Annotated in this window: 10 protein-coding genes and 3 tRNA genes; 8 read left to right on the top strand and 5 right to left on the bottom strand. The window is 67.1% G+C overall.

Annotation, left to right across the window (positions count from 1 at the left end):
• From ACLQ3J_RS01995 to ACLQ3J_RS01985, 3 genes are all read left to right on the top strand, one after another.
• Positions 1-75 (top strand) — tRNA-Val (locus tag ACLQ3J_RS01995).
• Positions 76-121: 46 nt separating this feature from the next.
• A tRNA-Gly gene (locus tag ACLQ3J_RS01990) sits at positions 122-197 on the top strand.
• A 20-nt stretch (positions 198-217) separates the two neighbouring features.
• Positions 218-292, top strand: a tRNA-Val gene (locus tag ACLQ3J_RS01985).
• A 114-nt stretch (positions 293-406) separates the two neighbouring features.
• Here the strand turns inward: ACLQ3J_RS01985 and ACLQ3J_RS01980 are convergent.
• Entirely contained in the window at positions 407-976 is a 570-nt protein-coding gene (locus ACLQ3J_RS01980) for a 2-isopropylmalate synthase (protein WP_425902015.1), read from the bottom strand.
• A 346-nt stretch (positions 977-1,322) separates the two neighbouring features.
• Between ACLQ3J_RS01980 and ACLQ3J_RS01975 the strand changes: the two genes are divergently transcribed.
• Positions 1,323-1,958: a GNAT family N-acetyltransferase gene (locus ACLQ3J_RS01975; RefSeq protein ID WP_378528497.1), complete on the top strand. Its 636-nt coding sequence runs from the start codon at positions 1,323-1,325 to the stop codon at positions 1,956-1,958.
• Between the two features lie 12 nt (positions 1,959-1,970).
• On the opposite strand, the gene zapE is transcribed toward ACLQ3J_RS01975, so the two are convergent.
• The gene (gene zapE, locus ACLQ3J_RS01970; protein ID WP_169652362.1) at positions 1,971-2,984 is read right to left on the bottom strand and encodes a cell division protein ZapE; all 1,014 of its coding nucleotides are present in this window, start codon (positions 2,982-2,984) and stop codon (positions 1,971-1,973) included.
• Between the two features lie 224 nt (positions 2,985-3,208).
• Here zapE and ACLQ3J_RS01965 point away from each other — a divergent pair, with 224 nt between their 5' ends.
• The 3 genes from ACLQ3J_RS01965 (at position 3,209) to msrB (ending at position 6,594) form a co-directional block, all read left to right on the top strand.
• On the top strand, positions 3,209-4,768 hold the full coding sequence (locus ACLQ3J_RS01965; protein ID WP_422423624.1) for an alpha/beta hydrolase: 1,560 nt from the start codon (positions 3,209-3,211) through the stop codon (positions 4,766-4,768).
• A gap of 73 nt (positions 4,769-4,841) precedes the next feature.
• The gene (locus ACLQ3J_RS01960; RefSeq protein ID WP_346765092.1) at positions 4,842-6,092 is read left to right on the top strand and encodes a glycosyltransferase family 87 protein; all 1,251 of its coding nucleotides are present in this window, start codon (positions 4,842-4,844) and stop codon (positions 6,090-6,092) included.
• A 73-nt stretch (positions 6,093-6,165) separates the two neighbouring features.
• The gene (msrB, locus tag ACLQ3J_RS01955; protein WP_169620703.1) at positions 6,166-6,594 is read left to right on the top strand and encodes a peptide-methionine (R)-S-oxide reductase MsrB; all 429 of its coding nucleotides are present in this window, start codon (positions 6,166-6,168) and stop codon (positions 6,592-6,594) included.
• Here the strand turns inward: msrB and ACLQ3J_RS01950 are convergent.
• On the bottom strand, positions 6,557-7,282 hold the full coding sequence (locus tag ACLQ3J_RS01950) for an HAD family hydrolase (RefSeq protein WP_169620702.1): 726 nt from the start codon (positions 7,280-7,282) through the stop codon (positions 6,557-6,559). The genes msrB and ACLQ3J_RS01950 overlap by 38 nt on opposite strands.
• 90 nt (positions 7,283-7,372) lie before the next feature.
• On the opposite strand from ACLQ3J_RS01950, the gene ACLQ3J_RS01945 reads away from it, so the two are divergent.
• Positions 7,373-8,344 (top strand): L-lactate dehydrogenase, encoded by a 972-nt coding sequence (locus ACLQ3J_RS01945; protein WP_169620701.1) that lies wholly within the window; start codon positions 7,373-7,375, stop codon positions 8,342-8,344.
• Positions 8,345-8,380: 36 nt separating this feature from the next.
• On the opposite strand, the gene ACLQ3J_RS01940 is transcribed toward ACLQ3J_RS01945, so the two are convergent.
• Positions 8,381-10,672: a molybdopterin-dependent oxidoreductase gene (locus ACLQ3J_RS01940; RefSeq protein ID WP_296551225.1), complete on the bottom strand. Its 2,292-nt coding sequence runs from the start codon at positions 10,670-10,672 to the stop codon at positions 8,381-8,383.
• 77 nt (positions 10,673-10,749) lie between these two features.
• Positions 10,750-11,445, bottom strand: coding sequence for a hydrogen peroxide-dependent heme synthase (gene hemQ / locus ACLQ3J_RS01935; RefSeq protein ID WP_169620700.1), 696 nt, complete (start codon positions 11,443-11,445; stop codon positions 10,750-10,752).
• Positions 11,446-11,450: the final 5 nt, after the last annotated feature.

Raw genomic sequence — 11,450 nt, 5'->3', positions numbered from 1 at the left:
GCGCGATTAGCTCAGCGGGAGAGCGCTTCCCTGACACGGAAGAGGTCACTGGTTCAATCCCAGTATCGCGCACCAGGTTCGACCAGCACGTGGGTCGAATCGATGTAGAGTCAACGTGCATGCGGATGTAGCGCAGCTGGTAGCGCATCACCTTGCCAAGGTGAGGGTCGCGGGTTCGAATCCCGTCATCCGCTCCAAATCTGGACCCCACAATCCCGCGCGATTAGCTCAGCGGGAGAGCGCTTCCCTGACACGGAAGAGGTCACTGGTTCAATCCCAGTATCGCGCACCAGGAACGACGAAGGCCCCCTTCCTCAGGAAGGGGGCCTTCGTCGTATCCGTCCGGTGGACGCGGCCCTCGATCAGGAACGCGACCGGCGTCGCACCCGAGTCGAGGGCCCGCGGACTACCGGCCCGCCGCCGCCGTGTGGGTCCGGTTGATTCCGGCGATCATCGCGCGAAGAGTCGATTCCACGCCGCTCTCCCCCATGCCCATCACCCACGTGCGACGTGCGCCGGACCCGCAGAGCAGGAACGTCACGTGCAGGTCGCCGAGATCGTGCCGGTGGAACGAGTGGATCTCGATGCCGAAACCGAGGTCGTAGAGCATCGCCGTCATCCCCGCGACGGGACCACACGCGAGCGCGGACGCGGAGTGGATCGTATCGCCCACCGCGATCGTCGCTTCGAACGCCGATCGGCCCGCCGGCAACGTGGTGGCCGACCAGTCACCCAATCGAAGGGGACCGCGCTCGGAGGTGTACACCGCGAGGAACTCCGGCCACGACATTCCGGCGGCTTCGGCACGCAGCGGGAGCGGAAGCGGGCGGCCGTACCGCGCAGCGAAAGGATCGAGGGGCGTAGCACTGCCGGGCGCGCACGCCGGTGCGGCACGCAGAGCGGTTCGACGAGAATCCGACGGACGCGCAAAGGCAGCATCGAAATCGGAGGAGATGAAAGAAGTGAAGGCGTTCATTTCGGGAGGTCTTCCGCGAGAAGGAAGGACCGACGCACAGCTCAACGACCCGCAGCGAGGGGTCGGTCCGAATCAGACCCCGCTACGGCGGTGAACTACGAGTACGCGCTTCATAGGTGCCGACCTTAAAGGGTTTGTGAACGTTCCGCAACAATGAGTTGTGCACGATGTGACGGAAACGTGACCGCAGCAGGTGGAACTCCCCGAAAACACTCGGGTAGCGTGGAACGTGCCATCCCCCCCGATGGTATTGGACCCCAGCCATGACCCCCCATCCAAGGCTGGGGTTCAGCCATTTCCGGGCCCGGAACTTCCCGCCCCGACCACTCGGTGCTTCACTGGATCCATGCCCACGTCGTCGTCACTCGAAGAGTCCGTCTCCGTCGGTCCGGCAGGCATCTGGGATGCCGAGACCATCGCCGGAGTCGCCGCCACCACGTTTCCGCTCGCGTGCCCTCCAGGGGCCGGGTCCGAGGACATCGCGGCGTTCGTCGAGGAAACCCTCAGCGCAGAGAACTTCAGCGAGTACCTGACCGACCCTCGCCGCATCGTGCTGAAAGCCTGCGTCGACGACGAGATCGTCGGCTATCTGATGGCCGTAGATCCGGCGAGTGAGACCACGGTGGACCCCGCGAGTGAGAACTCGGTGGACCCCGCGAGTCAGAACTCGGTGGACCCCGCGAGTGAGAACTCGGCCGCGTACGCCGTACCCGACGTGGTCACCGCACGACCCGCCATCGAGATCAGCAAGCTGTACGTACTTCCGGGACATCACGGCGCCGGAGTATCCGCCGCGCTGATGGACGCGATCGTCGAGCGCGCCGCCGAGCGCAGGCGTGCCGGGCTGTGGCTGGGTGTGAACCAGGAGAACACGCGTGCCCGTCGCTTCTACCAGAAGCACGGCTTCGAGGTCGTCGGTACGCGAACCTTCGTTGTCGGTTCACAGACACACGACGATTTCCTCATGCAACGCGTGCTGTGACCGCCCCGCCGGTCAGCCGGCGGCAACCTCGAAACGGGACAAGGCGAGCAGACGCGACGTGGCACGCAGGTACTTCTTGCGGTACCCGCCCGACAGCATCTCGGGCGTGAAGATCTCGTCGAGCCGTGCGCCGGCGACCGTCACCGGAATGCTCGCGTCGTAGAGGCGATCCGCAAAGACCACGAGACGCAAAGCGACCGACTGATCGCGCGCGGGGTGCACCCCGTTGATGAAGACCGCGGGCACTCCTTCGACGAGCTTGCCGTACCGGGACGGGTGCAGGGTGCTCAGGTGATCGCACAATTCGTCGAAGTCGTCGAGCGTCGCGCCGGAAACCTGGTCCGCACGCTCGATGAGCTCCTCCGACTCGATGGGATCGGGGGCCGGCGGCAGGTCGCGGTGGCGATAGTCGGGTCCGTCCACGCGGATCGTCTCGAAGATCGAGGCGAGCTTCTTGATCTCGCGCAGGAAGTCCTGGGCCGCGAAGCGACCCTCGCCGAGCTGGCCCGGCAGTGTGTTCGACGTGGCCACGATCGACACTCCGCGTGCCGACAATTCGGTGAGCAGCCGGGAGATGAGCATGGTGTCGCCCGGATCGTCGAGTTCGAACTCGTCGATGCACAGGACGCTGTGACTCGACAGTTCCTCGACGGCCTTGTTGAACCCCAGCGCTCCGACGACGTGGGTGAGCTCGACGAAGGTGCCGAAGGCTTTCGGGGACGGTGCGCTGTGGAAGATCGAGGCGAGCAGGTGGGTCTTGCCCACGCCGAAACCGCCGTCGAGGTACAGCCCCGCTCCCTGGGCCGGGGCCTTACGGCCGAACAGGCCGCGCTTGCCGCCCCGGATCTTCTCGACCTTGCCGACGAACTCCTCGGCGGCCTTGACCGCCGCGGCCTGGCTCGGCTCGGCAGGATCGGGGATGTACGACGCGAAACTCACCTCGTCGAACATCGCGGGCGGCACCAGCTGGGCCACCAACTGATCTGCGGGCACCACCGGGTTGCGGTCGACGAGGCGTTCGTGCATTCATCCAGCGTAAGGCCGCAGAGTGAGTGGGTAGCACCGCCCAAGCGGAATGCGACCTACTTCACAGAACGTTCACCATGTGTTCACGAGTCGCGAGGACAATCCACTGCCCCGCGAGGCGGCGCCGATTTCACTCTTACCGGGATCATGTCCGGGCCTCGGGACGGCCGCTCACGTCGACACCTGTGCACTCCCCGATCGGTGACACCTGGCAGGCTGTCCCCATGCGCAGAACCGGTGTGCTCGCGGTGGGATGGATCGCGGTGGCCGCAGTGGCCGCCGCGTGCGGAGCGGGACCATCGGTCCGGCCCGACGTCGCCGTGGTGCGCGAAGGAGTCGATAGCAGCGAACCGACCGTCCAGGAAGACGAGGACGCGGCGCCCGAACTGCCCGTTCCCCAAACGGACCTCACGTGGCGCGACTGCACTTCCGACACCGTGGCGTCCTACTCGCTCCCGTCGGGGCCGACAGGTCTGTCGCTCGAATGCGCCGAAGTGCCGACGCCGATCGACCCCTCCGGTGCTGTTCCCGGCACCTTCCCGCTTGCCGTGCTCCGGGCGCAACTCCCGGACACCCCGGACGATGTCGCACCACTGGTCCTCACGACCGGCAGCGACATGCCGTCGACGCGCGCCCTCGCCGCACTCGCAACCGGCCCGCTCTCGGGCGTGCTGACGACGCGTCCGGTGGTCGCGGTGGATCGTCGTGGCATCGGGATGTCGCTGGCCATCGACTGTGTGTTCGGCGCCGACCGTCGCGCCCTCGCCGATCTGGGACAGTTCGGTCGCAGCGGGTCCGCGCCGGAGCGAGTGGCCGAACTCGGCCGCCAGGCCACCATCTCCTGCACCGACTATCTTCAGCCCCAGGAGTTGATGTTCAGCGCGTCCCACGCGGCCGGCGACATCGACCGGCTGCGGCAGGCATGGAACGTCGAGCGCGTGGGCCTCCTCGGCATCGGAAACGGCGCGGCGGTGGGTCTCGCATATGCCGCGGCCTACCCGGGTGCCGTGGGACGGCTCGTGCTGGACTCCCCCGTCGCCGCATCGGGCGACGCAGAACAGATCGCGGAGTCGCGCGCCCGCGGCGCCGAGTCCGCGGTGGACGCGTTCTCGCGGCAGTGCGCAGCGCTCGACTGTTCGCTCGGTGACGACCCCCGGCAGGCTCTCGAAGACCTCCACGCACAGGCCTCGAGCGGCGCTCTGGCACCGGTGTCCTCCAATGCCTTGCTGACGGTGATCAGCGCGTATCTCGGCACACCGCGCGGAGATCTTCCCAGCCGGATCCGCGAACTGTCCGACACGCTGGCTTCCGCGCGGGACGGCGATGTGGTGCCACTGCTCGATCTGGTGGGCACCGCCGAACAGATTCTCGCCTCCGACGGCCAGTTCGTCTCGCGGTGCAGCGACGGCCAGCGATGGCCGACGCCGACCCGCGCGGCCGATCTCCAGCGCAACTGGGCGACGCTCTATCCCCTGTTCGGTGCGGACACGGCCGCGGCTACCACCGCATGCGCGGCCTGGCCCACCCTGCCCGCTCCACCCCTGCCCGCAGCCCTCGACACCCCTGTACTCGTCACCGGCGGCGCTGCGGATCCCATTGTCGGCAGCGTGGGAGTCGAATCGGTGACCGGCGCGCTCACCGCCGGCGCGATCGCATGGTCGACCGTGTCCTGGCAGGGTGCCGGTTATTCCGCCTCGTTGCATTCGACGTGCATTCAGGGCCGCATCGAGCGGTACCTGAGTACGGGAGAGCTGCCGCCGAACGGAAGTCTCTGCCCGGCGTGAGACGCGACGCGCCGTTCCCCTGCGTGCCGGGGGACGTGCGCGGTCCCGATCCCGGACGGGGTACCGTGCCGTAGTGTTCCTCAGCAGTCTCGAACCCCGGACGGCACGAACCACCGCAGACGTGGTCAAGGCCGTGGTGTGGCCATTGGCGGTCCTGACCGTTCTTCACCGGGTGGTGATCAAAGCAGTCAACGGTTTCCGGACCGATGATTTCACCCCGGTCTACAACGCGGCGCTCGCGTTCCTCAACCGGCTTCCGGTCTATACCGCGAACTTCCAATGGGTCGACCCGCACTACCTCTATCCCCCGTCCGGGACGCTGCTGATCTCGCCGATCGCCGTGATCGACCCCGAACGATCCCGGTGGCTGTTCATCATTGCGAACGCCGTCGCCATCCTGATCGCGCTGTACCTGCTGCTGCGCATGTTCGGCTTGCGGCTCGACTCGCCCATCGCTCCCATCCTCGTGCTGGGTGCGTTCGCGTCCGAGACGGTGACCAACACGCTGGTCTTCACCAACATCAACGGACTGGTGCTGCTGGGAGAAGTCGCGTTCCTGGTGCTCCTGCTCAAACGCCGAGACCTCTGGGCGGGCGTGATGCTGGGACTCACGTTCGCGGTCAAACCGATCCTCGCGCCTCTGCTGTTCCTTCCACTCGTACGCGGCCAGTGGAAGGTGTTCCTCACCGCCGCCGGGGTGCCCATCGCACTGAACATCATCGCGTGGCCACTGTCGGTCGACGCGTGGGATTTCGTCGAACTCACGGTGCCGTACCTGCTCGAGTCCCGCGACTACTTCAACAGCGCGATCGTCGGCAACGGGATGTACTACGGGCTGCCCGGCTGGCTGGTCCTGGGCCTGCGCGGTGTGCTCGCCGTGCTCGTGGCGGTGTCGCTCTGGCTGCTCTACCGCTACTGCCGCAACGACGAGGTCTTCTTCGTGTGCACCGCCACCGGTGTGCTCCTGAGTGCGTCGTTCCTGCTGGGATCGCTCGGCCAGATGTACTACTCGATGATGCTGTTCCCGCTGCTCATGACCGTGCTGCTGCCCAATTCCGTGATGCGGAACTGGCCGGCGTGGCTGGCGGTGTACGGATTCATGAGCTACGACTCCTGGTTGTCCGGGCGCTGGGTGGAGGCGGGCCGCGCGGCGGAGTACATGAAGACGACGCTCGGGTGGTCGCTGCTCATCATCGTGATCTTCGCGGTGCTCCTCGACCGTTACCTCGCGGCGCGCCGCGAAGGGCGGCTCGACGACGGTATCGAGCCGTCACACCTGCTCCCCGCCGCGGAGCACACCGATGAGGTCGCCGCACGGGCCTGAGACGTACCGGGCACGGCAGGACGGGACGGGGTGCGTCGTGGCGGCGGTCTCGGAGCGCGACTAGCGTGGGGACATGACTTCCACTCCCCGATCCGAACCCGCTCCCAAGGTTGTGCTGAGCGAGGACGAGTGGCGCGACAAGCTCACTCCCGCCGAGTATGCGGTGCTGCGTCAGGCCGGCACGGAACGGCCCTTCACCGGTGAATACACCGACACCGAGTCCGAGGGTGTCTACGAATGCCGGGCATGTGGCGCCGAACTGTTCCGCAGCAGCGAGAAGTTCCCGTCGCACTGCGGCTGGCCGTCGTTCTTCGATCCCGCCGACTCCGACGCCGTGATCCTGCGGACCGACGATTCGCTGGGGATGCGCCGCGTGGAAGTGCTGTGCGCCTCGTGCCACAGTCACCTCGGCCATGTCTTCGAGGGCGAGGGCTACCCGACCCCCACCGACCAGCGCTACTGCATCAATTCGATTTCCTTGCGCCTGGTTCCGACAACGTAACCCCCGCGTCCTTCAAGGCGCTCCACAGCCCGTCGGGCCGCTCCGTCGTCGGGAGTGGCTCGACGAGGCGGAACGCGCACCCGATCTCTGTAGCGGCGCCGTCCGCTTCCACACTGTCGCCGATCATCAGGGTGCGTTCGGGTTCGACCCCGAGCGCTTCGACGGCATAACGGAAGATCTCGGGCTCCGGTTTGACCGCACCGATCTCGAAGGACAGCGCGAACACGGAGACCAGGTCGTCGATGCCGAGTGCGGCGAAGGCAGGCCGGATGTCGAATGCGATGTTGCTCAGGACCCCCACCGCGATGCCGTCGCCCGCGAGTGCTTCGATCACGGGCACGGTATCCGGGTACACCGTCCAGCTCGTCGGATCGACCACCTTTCCGTACAGCGTCTGAGCCTGCTGCGGGTCCTCGACACCGGATCTGCAGAGCACGGTCAGATACGCCTCCCGATGCCGGCGCGGGTCACGGTCGCGATTGATCCAGGCGTGATGCTCCTCCGCGTCCATCTCCACAGGCTGTCCGGTAGGAGCGGTCAGCCGCCGCATCAGTTCGGCCTGCCGGCTCACGTCGAAGGCCCCACCTCGTGCATCGGTGATGCCGGCCATCCAGCTCTCGTCCTCTTCGAGCCGGAACAGCGTGCCGGAAAAGTCGAACAGAACAGCATCGAACGGTCGCGCGCTCATGGTCCGAGGCTATCGACTCACCGACTGCCCCGCTGTGCGACGCGAACCCGCCGGGTGGCGCCGTCGTGGCTATGGGGCCATGATCGGACCATGGCGACAACGCGCAGCGGGCCCCGGATCGGCACAGCGAAGGTGTCCATCGTCGGCGTCGGCAGCGTCGGAGCGGCGGTGGCATACGCGTGCCTGCTCCGCGGCACCGCGAACACGATTGCGTTGTTCGACACCAACGCGGCTCGGGTGCGCGCCGAGGTTCTCGACCTCAATCACGGCACCCAGTTCACTCCGGCCTGCCGCATCGAAGGCAGCGACGATATTTCCGTGACCGCAAATTCCGACCTCGTTGTCGTGACCGCGGGCGCGAAACAGAAGCCCGGTCAGTCCCGGCTCGATCTCGCAGCGGCCAACGTCGCGATCACACAGTCGGTCACGCCCCGGTTGCTGGCGGAGTCTCCCGACGCGGTGATTCTGTTCGTCAGCAATCCCGTCGATATCGTCACGGCAGCGGCCATCGCGGTGACCGGCGTCGACGACGGCAGGATCTTCGGGTCCGGCACGGTTCTCGACTCGGGTCGTCTGCGCTATCTCATCGCCGAGCGTGCCGGGGTGGCGATCGAGAACACCCACGCGTTCGTCGTCGGCGAGCACGGCGATTCCGAACTCGCGCTGTGGTCGGGAGCGTCCGTCGGTGGCATTCCCATCGACTCGTACACGGTCGACGATCGCGTCGTGTTCGATGCCCGGACCCGCGCAGACATCTTCCACGAAGTGGTGCGCAGCGCCTACGAGATCATCCAGGGCAAGGGTGCGACGAACCTCGCGATCGGGCTGTCGACGGCCCGGATCGTCGAGGCAGTGCTGCGCGACCAGCGGCGCGTGCTGCCCGTGTCCTCGTTGCAGACCGGGATCCACGGCATGCGCGACGTGTGCCTGTCGCTGCCGACCATCGTCGACGCGGGCGGCGCGGACAGAGTTCTGGAGGTGCCGCTCTCGGAAGACGAAGCGGCCGGACTGGCCGAATCCGCCGCGACCCTGCACAACGTGCAGAAATCACTCGGGTTGTAGAAATCGCTCGGGTTGTAGACCGCGCGTTTCCTCACGTCACGGTCGGCGGGGCCTGATCGTCGGCGGGTCGTACGCGCGGATGGGCGGCAACTCCCCCTCGAACCGTTCGATCTCGACGAGCACGTGCTGACCCGTGCATCCCTGCGCCAGCGACGACGTGCCCGTGTCGGGAGTGAGAACATTCGGGTTGCCGTGCACGCACATGGACTCCGGATCGGCAGGGTCGAGCGGGTCGTACCACGCTCCCGTCGCGAGTTGGACGACCCCGCGGCGCAGTCCTTCGTCGAGCAGCGCACCGGCCAGGCACGCACCCCGGTCGTTGTACACGCGCACCACGTCGCCGGGGGTGATTCCGCGCTCCGCCGCGTCCTGCGGATGGATCCGGATCGGTTCGCGGCCGTGGACCTTGCTCTTCTGACTGGTCGCACCATGGTCGAGCTGGCTGTGCAATCTGCTCTTGGGCTGGTTCGCGATCAAGTGCAGTGGGAACGTCTGTGCCCGCTCACCGCCGAGCCACTCCTCCGGTTCGTACCACGTCGGGTGGCCCGCGCAGTCGTCGTATCCGAAGCCGTCGATGTCCGCCGAGAAGATCTCGATGCGCCCGCTCGGTGTGCGGAGCGGATTGTGCTCCGGGTCGGCCCGGAACTCCTCGAACAGCGTGAGGTCGTCCTCGGTGCGCATGCGGACGTGGCCGCGACGCCAGAATTCCGCGAACGGTGGCGGGTCCTCGAGCCGGCGCTCGTCGGCGAGGACGTAGCCGCGCCACTGCCCGTACAGGTGCTCGAGCCACTGCGCCGACGTGCGCCCCTCCGTGAACCGCTCCCCGAATCCCAGTCGGTGCGCGAGGGCGGAGAAGGTGTCGTAGTCGTCGCGGGCGTCGGCGAAACGGGGTGCGGCCGCCTGCATTGCGACGAGCAGCGGATCGTTGCGCGTGCACGACAGATCGTCGCGTTCGAGCGCGGTGGTGGACGGCACGACGATGTCCGCGTGCTTGGCCATCTGCGTCCAGTACGGGTCGTGGACGACGATCGTGTCCGGCCGCGTCAATGCGCGGCGCAGGCGGGCGAGATGCTGATGGTGATGGAACGGATTGCCGCCCGCCCAGTAGACGAGACGGGTATCCGGAAATGTCAGCCGTCGGCCGTCGTAGTCGAACTGCTCCCCCGGATGCAGCAGAAGATCGGAGATCGCGGCGACGGGGATGAAGTCCTCGACGTCGTTGTTGCCCTGGAACAGGGTGGGCAGCGGGTAGGGCACGGGCGCACGGCCGGGTTCGTTCATCGATCCGTACCCGTGGCCGAATCCCCCACCGGGAACACCGATCTGACCCAGCATGGCCGCCAGAGTGATACCGGCCCACGGTGCCTGCTCACCGTGTCGTACCCGCTGCAGCGACCACGTCACCGAGATCAGCGTCCGGCCGGAGGCCATCCGGCGAGCGAGATCGACGAGAGTGGAGGCCGGCAGACCCGACAGTTCCGCAGCCCATTCCGGTGTCTTGGGAACACCGTCGGTGCGGCCGAGCAGGTACGCCTCGAACCGGTCGTATCCGGTGCAGTAGCGGTCCAGGAACTTGCGATCGGCCAGACCTTCGGACGCGAGGACGTAGGCGAGCGCCAGCATGATCGCGACATCGGTGCCCGGGCGGGGGGCCAGCCATTCGTGCTCGCCGTGGACGTCGTCGCGCAGCGGGGTGATGGACACGATGCGTCCTCCGCGGGCGCGCATCCGGTCGAGGGCGCCGCGCGTCGGATGGTCGCTGGTGCCGCCGTCGTTGACGCCGGTGTTCTTCAGCGGCACACCACCGAAGCACACGAGCAGGTCGGTCTCACGCGCGATGACGTCCCAGTTGGTGGAGCGCGCGAACAGTTTCCAATGGGCCCCGACGACTCGCGGCATGATCACGCCGGTCGCGCCCAGCGAGTAGCTGTGCACCGAGCGGGTGTATCCACCGAACATCTTCAGGAAACGGTGCACCTGGCTCTGTGCGTGATGGAAACGTCCGGGCGACGACCATCCGTACGATCCACCGAAGATCGCGCGGTTGCCGTGACGCTCCGCTACTCGCGTCAGTTCCGCGGCGAGCAACTCGGTGAGTTCGTCCCAGGAGACGGCGACGAATTCGTCGCTGCCGCGGTCGGTGCTCGGTCCCGGCCCGTGTTCGAGCCATCCCCGCCGGATCGCGGGACCCGTGATCCGGGAGCGGTGCCGCACCGATCCCGGAATGTTCTGCAGGATCGGCGACGGATCGGCGTCCCCCGCGTAGGGGTGCGCGGCGACGACTTCGCCGTCACGCACCTCCGCGGAGTACATACCCCAGTGCGCCATCTGGGAGAAGCGTGCTCCGGGCAGCGCGGAGCCGTCCGTACCGATCGGGCCGGTCGGGCCGGTCGGGCCGGTCACGGTCAGGGCAGCGACTCGATGAGCGCTTCGACCTCGACGCGCGGACCGGTGAAGAAGGGTGTTTCCTCGCGCACGTGCATCCGGGCTTCGGTCGCACGCAGGTCGCGCATCAGATCGACGATCCGGTCGAGTTCGGGTGCCTCGAAGGCGAGGATCCACTCGTAGTCGCCGAGTGCGAACGAGGGCACGGTGTTCGCGCGGACGTCGGGGTAGCCGCGTCCTGCCTTGCCGTGATCGGCGAGCATGGTCCGGCGCTCGGCGTCGGGCAGCAGGTACCACTCGTAGGAGCGGACGAACGGGTAGACGCAGACGTATGCGCCCGGCTCCTCACCGGCGATGAACGCCGGCACGTGGCTCTTGTTGAACTCTGCGGGGCGGTGCAGCGCGACATTCGACCACACCGGCGCGCTGGCCCGGCCCAGGTCCGTGGTGCGCCGGAAATCGGCGTAGAGCTTCTGGAGGTCTTCGAGCCGCTCGGCGTGCGACCAGATCATGAAGTCGGCATCCGCGCGGGTGCCGGCGACGTTGTAGATGCCGCGGACCGTGACATCGGTGTCGTCGAACTGGGCGAAGAACTCCTTCGCGTTCTTGATCGCCGCTGCGCGGTCGTCGTCGAGAACGCCCGGCTGCACCTGGAAGACGGACCACATGGTGTAGCGGAGGGTGGAATTGAGTTTGTCGTAATCGAGACGTGCCATACCGT

It is taken from the genome of Rhodococcus sp. DT1 (genome assembly GCF_049844875.1).
Classification (GTDB): domain Bacteria; phylum Actinomycetota; class Actinomycetes; order Mycobacteriales; family Mycobacteriaceae; genus Rhodococcus.
The sequence above is the reverse complement of the archived record's forward strand: the minus strand, read 5'-3'. Positions and strand labels throughout refer to the sequence as shown.